Origin of the sequence: Streptomyces hygroscopicus, assembly GCF_026168105.1 — a bacterium.
Lineage (GTDB): Bacteria > Actinomycetota > Actinomycetes > Streptomycetales > Streptomycetaceae > Streptomyces > Streptomyces hygroscopicus_D.
This window is the reverse complement of record NZ_LBMW01000007.1, coordinates 136931-155410: the sequence shown is the minus strand read 5'-3', so window position 1 is coordinate 155410 and position 18480 is coordinate 136931. Positions and strand designations below refer to the sequence as shown.

At 70.7% G+C, this 18480-nt stretch carries 16 protein-coding genes and 1 riboswitch; of the genes, 7 read left to right on the top strand and 9 right to left on the bottom strand.

All coding sequences use genetic code 11. The features are described from left to right. Positions 1 to 37: 37 nt before the first annotated feature. From AAW14_RS10360 to thrC, 6 genes are all read right to left on the bottom strand, one after another. Complete coding sequence (locus AAW14_RS10360) at positions 38 to 1588, bottom strand: carboxylesterase/lipase family protein (protein ID WP_265562310.1); 1551 nt, start codon at positions 1586 to 1588, stop codon at positions 38 to 40. 218 nt (positions 1589 to 1806) lie between these two features. After that, positions 1807 to 2937, bottom strand: a complete 1131-nt coding sequence (locus AAW14_RS10355; RefSeq protein WP_265562308.1) for an NADH:flavin oxidoreductase — start codon at positions 2935 to 2937, stop codon at positions 1807 to 1809. Positions 2938 to 3175: 238 nt separating this feature from the next. After that, positions 3176 to 4798 carry a chaperonin GroEL gene (gene groL, locus AAW14_RS10350; protein ID WP_265562307.1) on the bottom strand — a complete coding sequence of 541 codons (1623 nt, stop codon included), beginning with the start codon at positions 4796 to 4798 and terminating at the stop codon, positions 3176 to 3178. Positions 4799 to 5145: 347 nt separating this feature from the next. Continuing rightward, the gene (locus AAW14_RS10345; RefSeq protein ID WP_003986833.1) at positions 5146 to 5349 is read right to left on the bottom strand and encodes a cold-shock protein; all 204 of its coding nucleotides are present in this window, start codon (positions 5347 to 5349) and stop codon (positions 5146 to 5148) included. A 448-nt stretch (positions 5350 to 5797) separates the two neighbouring features. After that, the gene (locus AAW14_RS10340; RefSeq protein WP_152788212.1) at positions 5798 to 6073 is read right to left on the bottom strand and encodes a MoaD/ThiS family protein; all 276 of its coding nucleotides are present in this window, start codon (positions 6071 to 6073) and stop codon (positions 5798 to 5800) included. Between the two features lie 44 nt (positions 6074 to 6117). Next, positions 6118 to 7398 (bottom strand): threonine synthase, encoded by a 1281-nt coding sequence (gene thrC, locus AAW14_RS10335; protein WP_265562285.1) that lies wholly within the window; start codon positions 7396 to 7398, stop codon positions 6118 to 6120. 18 nt (positions 7399 to 7416) lie between these two features. Next, a riboswitch (SAM riboswitch) is annotated at positions 7417 to 7573 on the bottom strand. 190 nt (positions 7574 to 7763) lie between these two features. Between thrC and AAW14_RS10330 the strand changes: the two genes are divergently transcribed. Then, the gene (locus AAW14_RS10330; protein ID WP_265562477.1) at positions 7764 to 8735 is read left to right on the top strand and encodes a glucosyl-3-phosphoglycerate synthase; all 972 of its coding nucleotides are present in this window, start codon (positions 7764 to 7766) and stop codon (positions 8733 to 8735) included. 104 nt (positions 8736 to 8839) lie between these two features. Further along, the gene (locus AAW14_RS10325) at positions 8840 to 10267 is read left to right on the top strand and encodes an alpha,alpha-trehalose-phosphate synthase (UDP-forming) (RefSeq protein WP_265562283.1); all 1428 of its coding nucleotides are present in this window, start codon (positions 8840 to 8842) and stop codon (positions 10265 to 10267) included. A 95-nt stretch (positions 10268 to 10362) separates the two neighbouring features. Here the strand turns inward: AAW14_RS10325 and otsB are convergent, their stop codons facing one another. From otsB to AAW14_RS10310, 3 genes are all read right to left on the bottom strand, one after another. Beyond that, positions 10363 to 11208, bottom strand: a complete 846-nt coding sequence (otsB, locus tag AAW14_RS10320; RefSeq protein ID WP_265562281.1) for a trehalose-phosphatase — start codon at positions 11206 to 11208, stop codon at positions 10363 to 10365. A 67-nt stretch (positions 11209 to 11275) separates the two neighbouring features. Then, positions 11276 to 11503, bottom strand: coding sequence for a DUF3263 domain-containing protein (locus tag AAW14_RS10315; protein WP_265562279.1), 228 nt, complete (start codon positions 11501 to 11503; stop codon positions 11276 to 11278). A gap of 37 nt (positions 11504 to 11540) precedes the next feature. Continuing rightward, a complete protein-coding gene (locus AAW14_RS10310; RefSeq protein ID WP_265562475.1) occupies positions 11541 to 12761 on the bottom strand; it encodes an extracellular solute-binding protein in 1221 nt (406 codons plus the stop codon). A gap of 175 nt (positions 12762 to 12936) precedes the next feature. On the opposite strand from AAW14_RS10310, the gene AAW14_RS10305 reads away from it, so the two are divergent. The 5 genes from AAW14_RS10305 (at position 12937) to AAW14_RS10285 (ending at position 18448) form a co-directional block, all read left to right on the top strand. Continuing rightward, the gene (locus AAW14_RS10305; RefSeq protein ID WP_265562278.1) at positions 12937 to 13881 is read left to right on the top strand and encodes an ROK family protein; all 945 of its coding nucleotides are present in this window, start codon (positions 12937 to 12939) and stop codon (positions 13879 to 13881) included. After that, positions 13881 to 15062, top strand: coding sequence for an N-acetylglucosamine-6-phosphate deacetylase (gene nagA, locus AAW14_RS10300; protein WP_265562275.1), 1182 nt, complete (start codon positions 13881 to 13883; stop codon positions 15060 to 15062). The genes AAW14_RS10305 and nagA overlap by 1 nt, the downstream gene beginning before the upstream one ends. Positions 15063 to 15244: 182 nt before the next feature. Further along, complete coding sequence (locus tag AAW14_RS10295; RefSeq protein WP_265562273.1) at positions 15245 to 16174, top strand: 1-phosphofructokinase family hexose kinase; 930 nt, start codon at positions 15245 to 15247, stop codon at positions 16172 to 16174. Positions 16175 to 16580: 406 nt separating this feature from the next. Beyond that, a complete protein-coding gene (locus AAW14_RS10290) occupies positions 16581 to 17252 on the top strand; it encodes a DUF4097 family beta strand repeat-containing protein (protein WP_265562271.1) in 672 nt (223 codons plus the stop codon). Between the two features lie 26 nt (positions 17253 to 17278). Continuing rightward, positions 17279 to 18448 carry a serine hydrolase domain-containing protein gene (locus tag AAW14_RS10285; protein ID WP_322741054.1) on the top strand — a complete coding sequence of 390 codons (1170 nt, stop codon included), beginning with the start codon at positions 17279 to 17281 and terminating at the stop codon, positions 18446 to 18448. Positions 18449 to 18480 lie beyond the last annotated feature (32 nt).

Below are 18480 nucleotides of genomic sequence, written 5' to 3'. Positions count from 1 at the left end.
GCCGCGCCCAAGCACCCACCGACCCGCCCGGACGCCCCTACATGAGCAGCGGCAGCGCAGTGAACTCGTGCCCCTCCCACAGCCGCCGCGACTCCTCCTCCGGATACCCTGTGACCACGGGGTCCGCAGCGAGGATCTGCACCAGCCGCCGCTCCGAGTCGTACTCCGGCCAGCCCGGGTCCCCCGTCCTCGCGAACGCCGTCCAGGACGCGCGGAAGCGGGACGACAGCGCCTCGGCCTCGGGCGAGGGTTCCACCCCCGCGAACAGCAGGCTGCCCAGGTCGGCCGTGAACGTGCGGAACACGAGCGGGATGTCGAGGCCGTGGCAGGCGCCGAGGACACCTTTGCTGCCCGGGGCGGGCCAGGTGAGTTCGTATCCGTAGGCACGGCCGCCGCCTGCCACCTGCGCGTCGAGCAGATGCACGGTCGGCATGCGGAAGAGCCAGTCGGAGTGGACCCGTTCGTACAGTTCGTCGGCCGCGGCGTCGGGGTATGCGGCGCGGTAGGCGCGCTCGCCGTCCGGGCCCGGCACGAACAGGCGCAGGGCCGCCGTCACCTGCTCGTCGCTGATCTTCCCGAGCAGTCCGCCGAGGACCAGGAAGAGCTGGAACTCCTCCCGATTGTGCCCGGCGACCAGCTCCACGTCCCGGGCCACACCGTCCGCCAGCGCCCGCCAGGGCGTGGCGGGCAGGACCTCGCCGTCGACGACGGGCGAGAAGGGGGTCACCGTGGGGGCGGCCTTCCCCCACCTGTCCTGGTACTGGTGCATCTTCCTGCCCAGCCCCTGGCCCGCGGCGGTCAGTCGGCGCGGGTCCGTGGTCGACAGGTCGGCGACCGTCGCCCGCAGGCCCACCTCCGCGGCGAGGGCGCCCGCCAAGTCCCGGGCCAGTTCCTCGGAGAAATAGGTGCCCGGCACGCTCTGGGCGATCGCCCGGCGGAACAGTCCGGCCGCGCGCGGCATGGCCAGCAGTGCGGCCACCGAGCCGGCACCGGCCGACTCGCCGAAGACCGTGACCTGGCCGGGGTCGCCGCCGAACGCCGTGATGTTGTCCCGCACCCACTCCAGGGCAGCGACCTGATCCAGCAGGCCCCGGTTGGCGGGGGCGCCCTCGATGAGGGCGAAACCCTCCATGCCGACACGGTAGTTGAAGGTGACGACGACGAGGTCGCCGTCACGGGCGATGTGTTGGGCGTCGTAGCCGGGGCTGCCGGAGTGGCCGAGCTTGTAGGCGCCGCCGTAGATCCACACCATGACGGGACGGCGGGCCGCAGGATCGGCGTCGGGCGTCCAGACGTTGACGGTCAGCCAGTCGTCGCCGAGGGGCGCGGCCGGCCCGGCGGTACGGCCCTGGATCCCTGCCTCCTGCGGGGGCGGCGGCCCGAAGGCGTACGCCTCGCGCGTCCCCTCCCAGGCGTGAGGCGGGCGCGGCGCCGCGAAGCGTCCCTCCCCCACCGGGGGCTGGGCGAACGGTATGCCGCGGAAGACCGCCAGCCCGTCCTCCCGCCTCCCGCGCACCGCGCCGGCGGTGGTGCGCACCACGGGCCCGGTCGTATCGGCCGCGGACCTGCGGGACTCGGCTGTCGTCATGGATGACCCCTCACTGGTCGCCGGGACGGCACCTCGCCGGGTGCCGCTGGACAGAGTGGTGCCAACGGCCGGGCGGCCGCCGCCCGTTGAGAAGGACGGCGACCGCCTCGGACCGACGATCACAAGAAGATTACGCCGTGGTCCCGGAGACCTCCGCGGCCCCCGGTCTCCGCGAGGCCCGAAGGTTTCCCCGCGCTTCGAGGGCGCGGGGAGGCCGCTCAGCTCAGGGTCTTCAGCGCCGCCGCGTCGTACGGCGTGAGCTCGTCCAAGCGGCCCTCGAGCACCTTCGCCGCCCACTGCGGGTCCTGGAGCAGGGCGCGGCCGACGGCCACCAGGTCGAACTCCTCCGACTCCAGCCGGTCCAGGAGGTTGTCGATACCCTTGACCGGCGCGCCCTCCCCCATGAAGCCGCGGATGAAGTCGCCGTCCAGACCCACCGAGCCGACGGTGATGGCCGGCTTGCCCGTGAGCTTCTTCGTCCAGCCCGCCAGGTTGAGGTCCGAGCCGTCGAACTCCGGCAGCCAGTAACGGCGCGTGGAGGCATGGAAGGCGTCCACACCGGCCGCGGCGAGCGGGGTGAGGATCGCCTCCAGCTCCTCCGGGCTCTGCGCGATCCGGGCGTCGTACGCCTCCTGCTTCCACTGCGAGTAGCGGAACAGGATGGGGAACTCCGGCGAGACCGACTCCCGTACGGCAGCCACGATCTCCGCGGCGAACTTCGTACGAGCCACGGGGTCGCCGCCGTAGGCGTCGGTGCGGCGGTTGGTGCCCTCCCACAGGAACTGGTCGATCAGATAGCCGTGCGCGCCGTGCAGTTCCACGCCGTCGAAGCCGATCCGCTCGGCCGCGGCGGCGGCCTCGGCGAAGGCGGCGATCACGTCGTCCAGGTCCCGCTGGGTCATGGCCCTGCCCGCGCCCTCGGTGCCGTCGGGGCGGATGCCGGACGGGCCGACGGCCGGGGCGTCCGCGTACGGCGGGTCGCCCGCGTTGCGCACCATGCCGATGTGCCACAGCTGGGGCACGATCGTGCCGCCCGCCGTGTGCACCGCCTCGGCGACCTTCGCCCAGCCCGCCAGCTGCTCCTCGCCGTGGAACCGCGGGACACGGTCGCTCTGACCGGCCGACTCATGGCCCACATAGGTGCCCTCGGTGACGATCAGGCCCACGCCGGCGGCCGCGCGGCGTGCGTAGTACGACACCACGTCCTCACCGGGGACGCCGCCCGGGGAGAACATGCGCGTCATCGGCGCCATCACGATCCGGTTGGGGACGGTCAGGCCGTTGAGGGAGACGGGACGGGACAGGAGCTGGGCCGCGCGGGAGGCGGCGTCGGGGGCGGTGACGGTCACGTGGGGAACTCCTCGACAGGGGACGGACGGGTACCAGTTGGTATGTGCACATGCATCGGTGCCTGTATCGCTCAACCGACCCGCCCGTGCCGGGAATTCCGGCGACCGGCCGCCCGTACTGTGATCCCGGACACGCCCGAGGGCGGCACCCCCTGTTTCCAGGGAGTGCCGCCCTCGGTCTGGACGTGAGGCCTCCGCTCGGGCGGAGCCGAGCGGAGGGTCCGAGCCTGCCAGGGGCTCAGAAGTCCATGTCACCGCCCGGCATGCCGCCGCCGGCGGGCGCGGCGGCCTTCTCCGGCTTGTCGGCGATGACGGCCTCGGTGGTGAGGAACAGCGCGGCGATGGAGGCGGCGTTCTGCAGGGCGGAACGGGTCACCTTCGCCGGGTCGATGATGCCTTCCTTGATCAGGTCGACGTACTCGCCGGTCGCGGCGTTCAGGCCGTGGCCGGGGGTCAGGTTGCGCACCTTCTCCACCACGACACCGCCCTCGAGGCCGGCGTTGACGGCGATCTGCTTCAGCGGGGCCTCGAGCGCCAGCTTGACGGCGGCGGCACCGGTGGCCTCGTCGCCCTCCAGCTCCAGCTTCTCGAACACCTGGGAGGCCTGCAGCAGGGCCACGCCACCACCGGCGACGATGCCCTCCTCGACGGCCGCCTTCGCGTTGCGGACGGCGTCCTCGATGCGGTGCTTGCGCTCCTTGAGCTCGACCTCCGTGGCGGCACCGGCCTTGATGACGGCCACGCCGCCGGCCAGCTTCGCCAGGCGCTCCTGCAGCTTCTCGCGGTCGTAGTCGGAGTCGCTGTTCTCGATCTCGGCACGGATCTGGTTCACCCGGCCGTTGACCTGCTCGGACGAGCCGGCGCCGTCGACGATCGTGGTCTCGTCCTTGGTGACGACGACCTTGCGGGCGCGGCCCAGGAGGTCCAGGGTCGCGTTCTCCAGCTTGAGGCCGACCTCCTCGGAGATGACCTCGCCGCCCGTGAGGATGGCGATGTCGCCGAGCATGGCCTTGCGGCGGTCGCCGAAGCCCGGGGCCTTGACGGCAACGGACTTGAAGGTGCCGCGGATCTTGTTGACGACCAGGGTCGACAGGGCCTCGCCCTCGACGTCCTCGGCGATGATCAGCAGCGGCTTGCCCGACTGCATGACCTTCTCCAGGAGCGGGAGCAGGTCCTTGACCGAGGAGATCTTGGAGTTGGCGATCAGGATGTACGGGTCGTCGAGGACGGCCTCCATACGCTCCATGTCGGTGGCGAAGTACGCCGAGATGTAGCCCTTGTCGAAGCGCATGCCCTCGGTGAGCTCCAGCTCGAGACCGAAGGTCTGCGACTCCTCGACGGTGATGACGCCTTCCTTGCCGACCTTGTCCATGGCCTCGGCGATGAGCTCGCCGATCTGGGTGTCGGCGGCGGAGATGGAGGCCGTGGAGGCGATCTGCTCCTTGGTCTCGACGTCCTTGGCCTGCTCGAGCAGGGCGGTGGAGACGGCCTCGACGGCCTTCTCGATGCCGCGCTTCAGGGCCATCGGGTTGGCACCGGCGGCCACGTTGCGCAGGCCCTCGCGGACCAGCGCCTGGGCGAGCACCGTCGCCGTGGTCGTACCGTCACCGGCGACGTCGTCCGTCTTCTTGGCGACTTCCTTGACCAGCTCGGCGCCGATCTTCTCGTACGGGTCCTCGAGCTCGATCTCCTTGGCGATGGAGACGCCGTCGTTGGTGATCGTGGGAGCGCCCCACTTCTTCTCGAGGACGACGTTGCGGCCCTTGGGGCCGAGGGTCACCTTGACGGCGTCCGCGAGCTGGTTCATGCCGCGCTCGAGGCCGCGCCGCGCCTCCTCGTCGAACGCGATGATCTTGGCCATGTGAAGTGGTCCCTCCAGGACTGGGGGTGATTACTTCGGACCGCGCCCGCGCCCGCGACGGACGGCCCCGGCCGGTGGTTCCTTGCCCCACCCGGTCCGCGGCCTCACCGACCCGGTCCTTCTTTGTCACTCTCACCTTCAGAGTGCTAACGCCAATGATTAGCACTCGCCCCTGTCGAGTGCAAGCGGCACCGGAGGATCGGGAGGTGAACAAGGGGGCGTGATCCGCAGATGGAGACAGCGGGCGCGCCCCCTGGGACACGGGCCGGGCAGACCGAGGGGCTCGTACCCCCAACGGGATACGAGCCCCTCGACACGTCGAACAGTTCAGTCGTCGGCGCGCAACCTCAGCCGGCCACGCGGACCATGTCCGCCTGCGGCCCCTTCTGACCCTGCGAGATCTCGAACTCGACCCGCTGGCCCTCTTCCAGGGTGCGGTAGCCGTCCATCTGGATCGCACTGTAGTGGACGAATACATCCGCACCACCGTCGACCGCGATGAAGCCGTACCCCTTCTCCGCGTTGAACCACTTGACGGTGCCCTGAGCCATGCCTAACTCCCCTATTACTGGCCCTTGCACAGATCCACACTTCGCGGATCCGGGTCAGACCTCACCCCCCAACGGTTGGGGGCGTGCGCCGGAACGCGTCGACCGCGGCTGAATGTATCTGTCCAACTGCCCTCTGCAACAGGTCAATCGGACGAGAAATCCAGGCACGGCCGGTCGGGAATGTACGAAGAATTCACCCGAATTCAGGGCAAGTCGGGCCCGGCGAAAGGAATGAATGGCGCAAAAGCCCTGCACACTTTGGCTGCTTCTTGTCGGGCGTGCGTCGGGAACCCGGGGCGACCGCCGGGAAACCGGGAGCAGGTTCCCCAACTGTACCGCGCTCAACCATGCAGAATTGCCCCCTCCGTTTCTCTCACGGAGAGGGCAATTCGATGAACTCTCGGTGTTCGATGTTACCGAGGGTAATGATATGGCGGGTGAGCGACCGTCAGCCGCCCGCCACCGCCGGGATGATGGAGACGCCCGCGCCGTCCGGCGTCGCCGTCTCGAGACCCTGTTCGAAACGGACGTCGTCGTCGTTCACGTACACGTTGACGAAGCGGCGCAGCTGGCCCTGGTCGTCCAGGACGCGGGCGGCGATACCGGTGTGGTTCTTCTCCAGGTCGGCGATGACCTCGGCGAGGGTCGCGCCCTCGGCACTCACCTCGGCCTGGCCGCCGGTGTAGGTGCGCAGGATGGTGGGGATGCGGACGGTGACGCTCATGGGTTGGTGACCTCCGGTCGGGGTACGGCGTGCGGGACGGGCGGTCAGACGAGCCCGGCCTCGCGGAAGGAGTCGAGGTTGGGGCGGATCGTGGCGGTCAGCCCGGTACCGGCCACCGCGTCCAACGTCTTGAGGCCGTCGCCGGTGTTGAGGACGACCGTCGTCTTCGCCGGGTCGAGGACGCCGTTGTCGATGAGCTTGCGCGTGACGCCCACGGTCACGCCACCGGCCGTCTCCGCGAAGATGCCCTCGGTCCGCGCAAGCAGCTTGATCGCGTCGACGATCTGCTCGTCCGTCACGTCCTCCACCGCGCCGCCCGTGCGGCGTGCGATGTCCAGGACGTACGGGCCGTCCGCCGGGTTGCCGATCGCCAGCGACTTGGCGATCGTGTCCGGCTTCTGCGGCCGTACGACATCGTGGCCCGCCTTGAACGCCGTCGACACCGGCGAGCAGCCCTCTGCCTGCGCGCCGAAGATCTTGTACGGCTTGTCCTCGACGAGCCCGAGCTTGATCAGTTCCTGCAGACCCTTGTCGATCTTCGTGAGCTGCGAACCGGATGCGATCGGGACCACGATCTGGTCCGGCAGCCGCCAGCCCAGCTGCTCGGCGATCTCGTACGCCAGGGTCTTGGACCCCTCCGCGTAGTACGGACGGAGGTTGACGTTGACGAAGCCCCAGCCCTCGCCGACCGGGTCGCCGATCAGCTCGGAGCAGAAGCGGTTCACATCGTCGTAGTTGCCCTCGATGCCGACGAGGTCACCGCCGTAGACCGCCGCCATCACGATCTTGCCCTGCTCCAGGTCGTGCGGAATGAACACGCAGGAACGGAAGCCGGCGCGGGCAGCCGCGGCGCCGACCGCGCCCGCGAGGTTGCCGGTGGAGGAGCAGGAAAGGGTGGTGAAGCCGAAGACGCGCGCCGCCTCCAGCGCCTGGGCGACCACCCGGTCCTTGAAGGAGTGCGTCGGGTTGCCGGAGTCGTCCTTCACATACAACCCGCCGGTCACGCCCAGCTCGCGCGCCAGGTTGTCGGCCTTGACGAGCTTGGTCCAGCCCGGGTTGAGGTTCGGCTTGCCGGCGACGTCCGCCGGGACCGGCAGCAGCGGCGCATAGCGCCAGATGTTCGCCGGGCCCGCCTCGATCCGCTTGCGCAGTTCCTCGGTGTCGTAGCCCGAGAAGTCGTACGCGATCTCCAGCGGGCCGAAACACTCCTCGCAGGCGAAGACCGGGCCGAGCGGCACACGGTGGCCGCACTCGCGGCAGGACAGGGCCGCGGCGGGGCCGAGGTTCACGGAGTTCGTGGAGCTTGCAACTGTCTGCACAGCCATGTCAGGCGAGGCCCTTTCTCCTCATCTTCCTCACGACGCACCTCGCCGTGAGACGGATTTGGCACCTTCCCTAGCCGGGAGCCTCGCCGAAACGATCAAAACTGATCTACGAGAGCCGACTGGAGGGTTGCCGGGGCTTCATCGGGCCGTATCCCTCTGCCCCTCTGGATGAGCTGTATGTGGTTGTTTCACTGGTGTGAGGACGCGGCGACCCCCGACATGCGATGGTCACCGGCGTTGTTCAAGACTGTAACCGAAGGCCAGGACAGTTGAGATAGTCGTCCGAACCGCGAGACGGATCACACAGAGACCCGTCGGAAAGACCCCTCGTGCCCACCACCGCCGAACGTGAGGAGCCGCAGACTGTGCTGGAAGAAGTCGAGCGCTGGCTGAGCACCCGCTCCTGGTCCGTGACCGATCGCCCGCTCCACAAGATCCTGGCCGCCAAACGCGCCTCGGGCTCGACGGTCAGCGTCGTGCTGCCCGCGCTCAACGAGGAGGAGACGGTCGGCGAGATCGTCTCCGTCATCCGCCACGACCTCATGCAGCAGGCCCCGCTCGTCGACGAGATCGTCGTCGTCGACTCGGGCTCCACGGACCGCACGTCCGAGGTCGCCGCGGCGGCCGGCGCGAGGGTGGTCCACCGCGACGCGATCCTGCCACGCCTGCCGGCCGTGCCCGGCAAGGGCGAGGTGCTGTGGCGCTCCCTCCTGGTCACCCAGGGTGACATCATCTGCTTCATCGACGCGGACCTGAGGGAGTTCTCCTCGGACTTCGTCACCGGGATCGTGGGCCCGCTGCTCACCGACCCGGGCATCGACCTCGTCAAGGCGATGTACGACCGCCCGCTGACGGTGTCCGACGAACATGCCTCCGGCGCGTCCGCGGCCGGCCAGGGCGGCCGGGTCACGGAACTGATGGCGCGCCCGCTGCTCAACATGCACTGGCCGCAGCTCGCCGGATTCGTACAGCCGCTCGGCGGCGAGTACGCGGCCCGCCGCTCCCTGCTGGAAAGGCTGCCGTTCCCCGTCGGGTACGGGGTCGAGCTGGGCATGCTGGTCGACGCGCTGCACCTGGTGGGCCTGGACGCCCTGGCCCAGGTCGACGTCGGCGTGCGCAAGCACCGCCACCAGGACGGGCAGGCGCTGGGCCGCATGGCCGCCGCGATCTACCGCACCGCGCAGCTCCGGCTGGCCCGCGGCCACCTGATCCGCCCCTCCCTCACCCAGTTCGTACGGCGCGAGGGGGGTTTCGAGCCACGGACGTACCCGGTGGACACGGAGGAGAGGCCGCCGATGACGGAGATCGCGGAGTACATGGAACGGAAGGCGGCCTGAGCTTTTCCGCGAACGCCCGGGGCGCGCCGCCACCGTTGTATACGGCTCCGCAGACGGCCGAACCGCACGTTTGAGCGTTTCGGACCCGGGCTAGGTTTCGTGGCATGGCTTCGCATGCGGCTTCCGTTCTCGTCGCCTCCAACCGCGGCCCGGTCTCGTACGCCTTGGACGAGACCGGAGCCCTGACCGCCAAGCGCGGCGGAGGCGGACTCGTGTCGGGCTTGTCGGCGATCGGTCCGGACACGGACGCGGTGTGGGTGTGCTCCGCGCTGGGCGACGGCGACCGGGAAGCCGTGCGGCGGTCGGGTGGTGCTCTCGATCCGGCCGACACCGGCGGCCAGCGGGTACGGATGCTGGACATCGACCCCCAGGTGCACACGGACGCGTACAACGGCATCGCGAACTCGGTGCTGTGGTTCGTGCACCACATGCTGTACCAGACGCCGCTGGAGCCGGTCTTCGACGCGGAGTTCCGGCGCCAGTGGGCGTCGTACGAGACGTACAACCGCGCGTTCGCCGATGCCCTGGCCCAGGAGGCGGCCGAGGGGGCGGCGGTGCTGATCCAGGACTACCACCTCACCCTGGCCCCCCGGATGCTCCGGGGTCTGCGGCCCGACCTGCGCATCGGCCACTTCTCGCACACACCGTGGGCGCCGCCCGAGTACTTCCGTCTACTGCCCGACGACATCGCGGCGCAGGTGCTCGGCGGGATCCTGGGCGCGGACCGGGCGGCGTTCCTCACCCAGCGATGGGCGGACGCGTTCACGGACTGCTGTCACGCGGTCCTCGGCCCCGGCATCCCCTCGGGCACGCGCATCGGAGTGCACGGTCTGGGCGCGGACGCCGACTTCCTGCGCAGGCGGGCGCACCAGCCGGACGTGGACGAGCGGATGGCCGTACTGCGCCGGCAGATCGGCCCGGCCCCCGACGGCAGCCCCCGGAAGACGATCGTGCGGGTGGACCGCACGGAGCTGTCGAAGAACATCGTGCGCGGGCTACTGGCGTACGAGGAAATGCTCCAGTCCCATCCGGAGTGGCGCGAACGGGTCGTCCACGTCGCCTTCGCGTACCCCTCCCGCCAGGACCTGGCCGTCTACCGCGACTACACGGCGGAGGTCCAGCGGGTGGCGACGGAGATCAACTCCCGTTTCGGGACGCCCGGCTGGACCCCGGTCGAGCTGCATGTGAAGGACGACTTCGCGCGCTCGCTGGCCGCCTACCGGCTGGCGGACGTGGCCTTCGTGAACCCCATCCGGGACGGCATGAACCTGGTCGCCAAGGAGGTCCCGGTGGTCTCCGACGAGGGCTGTGCGCTGGTGCTGTCCCGGGAGGCGGGGGCGTACGAGGAGCTGGCCGAGGACGCTGTGGCGGTGAACCCGTACGACATCGGGGGCATGGCCCAGGCGCTGCACACGGCGCTGTCGATGGGACCGGGGGAGCGCGCGGAGCGCGCGAAGCGGCTTGCCGCGCAGGCTACGGCGCTTCCCCCGGCTCGGTGGTTCCTGGATCAGTTGGCTGCGTTGGGCGACTGAACGGGTCGGTTTCCGGCTGCCGGTTTTCCGGGTGCTCGCGCCCACGCGGCGGAGCCGGACGTCGACGCAGCCCCGAGCCCCTGAAGGGGCGCGGTTCAGCTCAGCCTGTGTGCCAACGACCTCACAAGCCGTACGACCCCCTCCGGGCCGTCGACCACCAGGTCCGCCCTCTCCGCCAACTCCGTGACCTCCTCGCTGCCGCTGCACACCAGCAGGCCGGGGACACCGTCGGAGCGGAGTTTGCCGACGGCGGCGAAGGCGGGGAGGTCGCCGAGGTCGTCGCCCGCGTACATGACGGCTCCGGTACCGATCTCCCGGACGTACTCCAGCAGGGCCACGCCCTTGTCCATGCCCGGCGGGCGCAGCTCCAGGACCAGGCGGCCGGGTTCGACGATCAGTCCGTGGCGGGTGGCGAGGTCGGCGAGGGGTTCGCGGAGGGCCTCGAAAGCGGCTTGCGGATCGTCGGCGCGGCGGGTGTGCACCGCGACGGAGCGCCCCTTCTCCTCGATCCAGGTGCCGTGCCAGGCGCCGATCCGCTCCAGAAGACCGGGAAGTTCGGCGCGGACGGCGGCGACGCCGGGGTGCGGGGCGGGAGCGTTGACGGTGCCGGTGCGGGCGTCCCAGCGTTCGGCGCCGTAGTGGCCGAGGACGACGAGGTGGTCGAGTCCGGGGACGCCCGCGAAGCCGCCGTAGCGGACGGCGACGCCTGCAGGGCGACCGGTGACGACCGCGATGGAGGCGACCTTCGGGGCGAGGGCCGCCAGGGCGGGGACCGTGTCCGGGTGGGCGCGGGCCTGGTCGGGGTCGGGGACGATCGGGGCGAGCGTCCCGTCGAAGTCGAAGGCGAGGACGGCCCGGTCGGGACGGGCGAGGATGGCGTCGAGTCCGTCGCGCCCGGCCGCAGTGGCGGGCGTCGGCAAGGAGTCCGTGTGGCTGCCCATGGGACGACCCTATCCGTGCGGGGGCGGGCGCACCCATGGCTCATGGGTGCGCGCCGCGCGCGTTCCGTCAGCGCTCCGCGCGGCGGGACTCCCGGACGCGGCGCAGGCGGTTGACCGTGACCGGGGCGTGAGCGAGAGCCCGCGGGTCGTCGAGGAGCGCGTTGAGCAGCTGGTAGTAACGCACGGGGGCGAGGCCGAGCCGCTCACGGATGGCACGCTCCTTGGCCCCCGGCCCGGGGAAGCCGTGTCCCTCCAGGGCGAGGATGTCCTTTTCGCGGGAGGTGAGCTCGTCCATGGGGGAACGGTAACCGCAGGCGCCGACAGTCTCCCCGCTAACGGATGGAGCTGTCCGCCGTCACCGCCTCCCGCTGCAGCTGGCCGAGAATCGCCGCGGGGCTGCCGTCCGGGGCGACGGCCCGCCCTATCCGCTTCTTGATGTCCGCGCTGACGCCCGCCCAGGACGTCTTGCCGGCCGGGTACAGCTCCGAGCTCGGCAGCTGCTGCAGGAACGGCTGCAGGTCCGCGTCCTGCGGCGACGCCGCCATGGTCTGCTGCGCCGAGTTCGTCACCGGCAGCAGGTCGTACTCGCGCGAGAAGGCCAGGACGTTCTTCTCCCCGTACACGTAGTCGAGGAAGTCGCGGACCTGGTCCTTGTGGCCGTTCTGCTTGAACGCCGTCATCCAGTCCGCCACGCCCATGGTGAACTTCGGCCGACCGTTGACCCCGGGCATCGGCACCATGCCGAACTTCACGCCCTTCGCTCTCGCCGCCTTCATCAGCGAGGGATGGCCGTTCAGCATGCCGACCTCGCCGCGGGTGAAGGCGGCGAAGGCGTCCGCGCGGTTCAGGTCCGCCGGGGCCACCGGCCCCGTCAGCCCCTTGCCCACCAGTTCGTCCTTCAGCCAGGTGAAGGTGGCCACGTTCTGCGTGGAGTCGAGGTTGTAGGAGCCGAAGCCGTCCAGATAGCCGTCGCCGCCGCTCAGCAGCCACTGCATCGTCTCCGCCTGGGCCTCCTCCGGCCCCAGCGGCAGCGCGTACGGGAACTTCACCCCCTTGGCCTTGAGGGCGCGCGCGTCCGCCGCCAGCTCGCTCCAGGTCGTCGGCGGGGTGATGCCCGCGTCGGAGAACAGCGTCTTGTTGTAGAAAAGAAGCCGCGTGGACGCCGCGAACGGCATGCCGTACTGGACGCGCTTCACCTTGCCCGCGTCGCTCAGCTCCGAGAGGAAGTCCGCCTGGGCGGGGATCGAGAGCACGTCGTCGGCCTGGTACAGCTCGCCCGCCGCCGCGTAGTCCGCGTAGGCCCCGATCTGCGCCAGGTCGGGCGCGTTGCCCGCGGCGACCATCTCCTTCACCTTGCGGTCCACGTCGTTCCAGGAGTAGACGCTGACGTCGACCTTGATCCCGGAGTGTTCCGCCTCGAAGCCCCGGACCAGCTCGTCCCAGTACTTCTTGGAGCTGTTGGCGGACGAGTCCCCGTAGTCCGCGGCCACCAGCCGCAGCGTCACCTGCCCGGAGCCGGACGAGGCCGAGCAGCCGCCCAGCATCCCCGTCATGGCCAGTGCGGACACCGCCGCGATAAGGCCCCTGCGCCACGTCGTCCCACGCGTCCCACGCCCCTGCACCGCTCTTTCCCCAACCCTGCCGTCTCGCCATTCGGAATATCAACATAAGGTCTACACCACGTAAGTGGACTAGACCTCTTCCGGGTCCACGGGCCACACTGTCTCCGTGAGACATGTCATCGCCCTCGACGTGGGCGGCACCGGAATGAAGGCCGCCCTGGTAGGCGCGGGGGGCGCGCTGCTGCACCGGGCGCGCCGGGCCACCGGGCGCGAGCGCGGGCCCGACGCCGCGGTGGAGTCGATCCTCGCGTTCGCGGCCGATCTGCGCGCCCACGGCGAGCGGCACCTCGGCGAACCCGCGGCCGCCGCGGGCGTCGCCGTGCCCGGAATCGTCGACGCCGACGGCGGCATCGCCGTCTACTCGGCCAACCTCGACTGGCGGGACGTGCCCCTGCGCGATCTGCTCAGCCGGCGTCTCACCGGCGTACCCGTCGCACTCGGGCACGACGTGCGCACCGGCGGGCTCGCCGAGGGCCGAATCGGCGCGGGCAAGGGGGCGGACCGCTTTCTGTTCGTGCCCCTGGGCACCGGGATCGCGGGCGCCATCGGCATCGGCGGCCGGGTCGAGGCAGGTGCCCACGGCTTCGCGGGCGAGATCGGCCATGTCGTCGTACGCCCCGGCGGGAGCCCCTGCCCCTGCGGCCAGCACGGCTGTCTGGAGCGGTACGCGTCCGCCGCCGCCGTCAGCCGGGCCTGGGCGGAGGCGTCCGGCGATCCGGAGGCGGACGCCGCGGACTGCGCAAGGGCCGTCGCGTCCGGTGACCCGAACGCCGTCCGAGTCTGGCAGGACGCCGTGGACGCCCTCGCCGACGGACTCGTCACCGCGCTCACCCTGCTGGACCCGCGCACCTTGATCATCGGTGGCGGGCTCGCCGAGGCCGGGGAAACGTTGTTCACACCGCTGCGGGACGCGGTCCGGCGGCGGGTCACCTTCCAGAAGCTCCCGTCGATCGTCCCCGCGGCACTGGGGGACACCGCCGGGTGCCTGGGCGCGGGACTCCTCGCCTGGGATCTCCTTGAAACCACTGACCGTTCGGAGGAAACCGCCTGATGGCCTCTTGCAAGGTGCTCGCCGGTGCCCGGGTGGTGCTTCCCACCGGGATCGTGACCGACGGCCGTGTCATCGTCGAGGGCACGCGGATCGCCGACGGGGGTTCCCCCGGGCCGGAGCCTGTCGGAAACCTGGGCAAGGCTCCCGAGAACGCCGAGATCATCGACGTACGGGACCACTGGCTGGTCCCCGGCTTCGTCGACATGCACAACCACGGGGGCGGCGGCGCGTCCTTCTCGGGGACGGCCGACGACATCCTGACGGCCGTCCGCGCCCATCGTCTGCACGGCACCACCACCCTCGTCGCCTCGACCGTCACCGACGACATGGACTTCCTCGTCAAGCAGGCCGGGCTGCTGTCCGAGCTCGCCGAACAGGGCGACGTCGCCGGAATCCACTTCGAGGGGCCGTTCATCTCCCCGTGCCGCAAGGGCGCTCACTCCGAGGAACTGCTGCGCCATCCGGACCCGGCGGAGGTCCGCAAGCTCATCGACGCGGCCCGCGGCCGGGCGAGCATGGTCACGCTCGCCGCCGAACTGCCCGGCGGCATCGACTCCGTACGGCTGCTCGCCGAGCACGGCGTGATCGCGGCGATCGGGCACACGGACGCCACGTACGAGCAGACGGTGGAGGCGATCGACGCGGGAGCGACCGTGGCGACCCATCTGTTCAACGCGATGCCCGCCCTCGGTCACCGCGCACCGGGCCCGATCGCCGCCCTGCTGGAGGACGAGCGCGTCACGGTCGAGCTCATCGACGACGGCACGCATCTGCACCCCGCCTCCCTCCAGCTGGCGTTCCATCACGCGGGCCCGGGTCGCGTCGCGTTCATCACGGACGCGATGGACGCGGCCGGCTTCGGCGACGGGCGGTATGTGCTCGGCCCGCTGGAGGTCGAGGTCAGCGAGGGGGTGGCCCGCCTGGTGGAGGGCGGCTCGATCGCGGGCTCGACGCTCACCCTGGACCGTGCGTTCCAGCGGGCGGTCACCGTCGACCGGCTGCCGGTGGAGGACGTCGTGGCGGCCATCTCCGCCAACCCGGCGAAGCTGCTGGGCGTCTACGACCGGGTGGGCTCCCTGGAGCCCGGCAAGGACGCCGACCTGGTGCTGCTGGACGCCGATTTCGCCCTCAAGGGCGTGATGCGCCGCGGCGAATGGGTGGTCGGTCCCCAACCGGGATGATTCATCCGCTTGTTGCCGTACGGCGGTCGACCCGGGGACTGGGCCGACCGCCGACTCATTTGGCATGATCGAGCCTCCGCACGCCGCCGACGGCAAGCGCATTCCGGCATTCCGGTACGTCTGGACACCGACGTACGGGGGCCCGGAGCCCGCCGTCATGACTTTCGAGGGAGGTCCCCCAGGTGATCCTGACGGTCACGCTGAACACCGCTCTCGACATCACCTACCGCGTCGGGGCGCTGAGGCCGCACACCGCGCACCGGGTGACCGAGGTGACCGAGCGGCCCGGAGGCAAGGGCCTGAACGTGGCCCGGGTACTCGCCGCGCTCGGCCACGAGGTGACCGCCACGGGATTCGTGGGCGGCCCGACGGGCAGCTCCCTGCGGGAAGAGCTGGCGCGCACCCCCGGCGTCGTCGACGCTCTCGTCGCGGTCGAGGGCGCCACCCGGCGCACCGTCGCCGTGTTCGACGAGACCACCGGCGACACCACCCAGCTCAACGAGCCGGGCCCGCTGATCGCGCCCCCCGAGTGGGCGGCCTTCCTGGAGACGTACGGGGAACTGGTGCGTTCGGCCACAGCGGTGGCGCTGTGCGGCAGCCTGCCGCCGGGGGTGCCGGTGGGGGCGTACGCCCAACTGGTGCGCACCGCACGTACGGTGGGCGTGCCCGTCCTGCTCGACACGAGCGGCGAGCCGCTGCGCCGCGGGGTCGCCGCGCGCCCGGACATCGTCAAGCCGAACGTCGACGAACTGGCCGAACTCACCGGCTCCCACGAGCCCTTGCAGGCCACCCGGGACGCCCGTCGGCGCGGGGCGCACACGGTGGTCGCCTCGCTGGGCGCCGAAGGCCTGCTCGCCGTGAACGCGGAGGGCCGCTGGCGTGCGGTCCCGCCGCGCCGTGTCCGGGGCAACCCCACGGGCGCCGGGGATTCGGCGGTCGCCGGCCTGCTGTCGGGCCTGGTGGAGCAGTTGCCGTGGCCCAGGCGGCTGGCCCGGGCGGTGGCCCTGTCCACGGCCACGGTGCTGGCACCCGTGGCGGGCGAGTTCGTCCCGCGGGTCTACGAGGAACTGCTGGACCAGGTGTCGGTGACCGGCGAGGCGACGGCGGCCTGACACCCCCGGGGCCCGCGACGCGGGGGCATCCACTCCACTGCCGGCTTTCCATTCGCGGCCTGAACGCGGGGTGCCGTCCGAGGGCGGCATTCGTGTGGGGGACGTCGCGGGCCCGGCGAGGCCGTCGGCCAGTCCCAGCGCGATCCGCCGGCGTTCCTGCCGGGTGGGCCTGCCTCCCGGTATCGCAGCCTCCCTCATGTTCCGCAGTGCCTCCACCGTAGCGTTCACCTGCAATCCATTGCAATGAGCCAAGCTGAGGATTGTTGCATTAGGCTCGAAACTATTGCAACGATCTTATGCGGCTGACCTGCCTCAACGATGATTCTCCGCAACACATTTGTTGCCAGATAGTTGAATGCAACGTAGCGTTTCCAATGTCAGAAACGACGCGCCAAAGGAGAGCACGATGCAGAAGTTCGACACCCCCGCCCCGGTCTCCGCCGTCCTCGACATCCCCGCGGGACGCATCCGGTTCATCGCCGCCGACCGGGCCGACACCACGGTCGAGGTCCGGCCCGCCGACGCCTCCAAGAGCCGCGACGTGAAGACGGCGGAGCAGACCGAGGTCGCCTACGGCGACGGCGTCCTGCGGATCGAGACCCCGGCGGCGAAGAACCGGATCCTCGGCGCTTCCGGATCCCTCGAGGTGACCGTCCAGCTGCCCGCCGGCTCCCGCCTCGAGGCGAAGGCGGCCAGCGCCGAACTCCGGGGCGTCGGACGACTCGGCGACGTCGCATTCGAGGGAGCGCAGGGCTCGGTCAAGCTCGACGAGACCGAAAGCGCCCGCCTCACCCTCCTCGCAGGCGACGTCTCGGTCGGCCGCCTGGGCGGCCCCGGCGAGATCAGCACCCAAAAGGGCGACATCCAGGTCACCGAGGCCGTGCACGGCACCGTCACGCTGCGCACCGAGTCCGGCGACATCTCGATCGGCGCCGCCCGCGGAGTCTCCGCCGCTCTGGACGCCGGCACCGCCCACGGCCGGATCCACAACGCGCTCAAGAACACCGACGGCGCCGGCGCCGGTCTGAACATCCACGCGACCACCGCCCACGGCGACATCACCGCCCGCAGCCTCTGACCCGCAGCCTCCAAAGGAGCAGCATCATGACGAACCCGGCCATCTCGGCGAACGGGCTGCGCAAGTCAGGCAAGGACAAGAACGGGCTGCGCGAGGCAGGCAAGGACAAGGTCGTGCTCGACGGCATCAACCGGGTCCGTACGCGGTTCTTACGGCGAGCGGGGGTCACGGCGCTGGCGGCCACGCTGCTGGCCGGGGCGGCCACACCCGGGGTGGCCGCTGCGGACAGCAGGGCCGTGCCGAAGGCCGCTGCCGGGCAGGAGCGCCCGGAGCTGCAGAAGGCCATCCAGGCGTTCGTCGATTCCGGTTTCGCCGGGGTGCAGCTGCGCGTGCACGATCAGCGGGGCGAATGGGTCGGCAGCGCCGGGGTGCGCAAGCTGGGCGAGAGCGCGAAGCCGCCCACGAACGGGCGGTTCTGGGTGGGCAGTGTCACCAAGACCTTCACCGCGACAGTGGTGTTACAGCTGGTGGCCGAGGGCAGGATCGGGCTGGACGCCTCGGTGGCCGGCTACCTGCCCCGTCTCGGGCTGGACCGGCGGATCACCGTGCGGATGCTGCTGCAGCACACCAGCGGGTTGTTCAACTACACCGGCGAGTACTACGACGACGGGAAGGTCGTGCCGGGGGTCCCCGCCACGGGCAAAGAGTGGGTGGACAACCGGTTCCGCACCTACCGGCCGCAGGAGCTGGTACGGCTGGCGTTGTCCAAGCCGGCGCGGTTCGCACCGGGGACGGACCAGAACTATTCCAACACCAACTACACGCTGGCCCTGCTGCTGATCGAGAAGGTCACCGGGCGCTCCTACGCCGAGGAGATGCGGCGGCGGATCCTGCGGCCGCTCGGGTTGAAGGGCACCGTGGTGCCGGGTACCCGGACGCAGATCCCAGGGCCGCACGCCCACGGCTACTACCGCTACCAGGACGCCGGCCAGTGGAAGACGATCGACGTCACCCGCCAGAACCTGTCCCTACTCGCCGGCGCCGGTGACATGATCTCGACCACCCAGGATCTCCACACGTTCATCTCCGCGCTGATGGTCGGCAAGCTCCTGCCGGCCCCGCTGCTTGCCGAGATGCGCAAGCCGCATGGCAAGCTCGGCTACGGCCTCGGGCTGTTCGTGCAGGACCTGGGCCCGAACTGCGGCGGCACCGTCCTCCAGCACAACGGGGCCCCCCGGGGGGCTACGGGGCGCTGATGTACAGCTCGCGCTCCAGCACAACGGGGCCC

What these genes read in the sequence shown, in the direction of transcription:
- AAW14_RS10360 (WP_265562310.1), bottom strand. Translation starts at nt 1,588, where the DNA reads ATGACGACAGCCGAGTCCCGCAGGTCCGCGGCCGATACGACCGGGCCC.
- groL (WP_265562307.1), bottom strand. Translation starts at nt 4,798, where the DNA reads ATGGCCAAGATCATCGCGTTCGACGAGGAGGCGCGGCGCGGCCTCGAG.
- AAW14_RS10345 (WP_003986833.1), bottom strand. Translation starts at nt 5,349, where the DNA reads ATGGCTCAGGGCACCGTCAAGTGGTTCAACGCGGAGAAGGGGTACGGC.
- AAW14_RS10340 (WP_152788212.1), bottom strand. Translation starts at nt 6,073, where the DNA reads ATGAGCGTCACCGTCCGCATCCCCACCATCCTGCGCACCTACACCGGC.
- thrC (WP_265562285.1), bottom strand. Translation starts at nt 7,398, where the DNA reads ATGGCTGTGCAGACAGTTGCAAGCTCCACGAACTCCGTGAACCTCGGC.
- AAW14_RS10325 (WP_265562283.1), top strand. Translation starts at nt 8,840, where the DNA reads ATGGCTTCGCATGCGGCTTCCGTTCTCGTCGCCTCCAACCGCGGCCCG.
- otsB (WP_265562281.1), bottom strand. Translation starts at nt 11,208, where the DNA reads ATGGGCAGCCACACGGACTCCTTGCCGACGCCCGCCACTGCGGCCGGG.
- AAW14_RS10315 (WP_265562279.1), bottom strand. Translation starts at nt 11,503, where the DNA reads ATGGACGAGCTCACCTCCCGCGAAAAGGACATCCTCGCCCTGGAGGGA.
- AAW14_RS10310 (WP_265562475.1), bottom strand. Translation starts at nt 12,761, where the DNA reads ATGACGGGGATGCTGGGCGGCTGCTCGGCCTCGTCCGGCTCCGGGCAG.
- nagA (WP_265562275.1), top strand. Translation starts at nt 13,881, where the DNA reads ATGGCCTCTTGCAAGGTGCTCGCCGGTGCCCGGGTGGTGCTTCCCACC.
- AAW14_RS10290 (WP_265562271.1), top strand. Translation starts at nt 16,581, where the DNA reads ATGCAGAAGTTCGACACCCCCGCCCCGGTCTCCGCCGTCCTCGACATC.
- AAW14_RS10285 (WP_322741054.1), top strand. Translation starts at nt 17,279, where the DNA reads ATGACGAACCCGGCCATCTCGGCGAACGGGCTGCGCAAGTCAGGCAAG.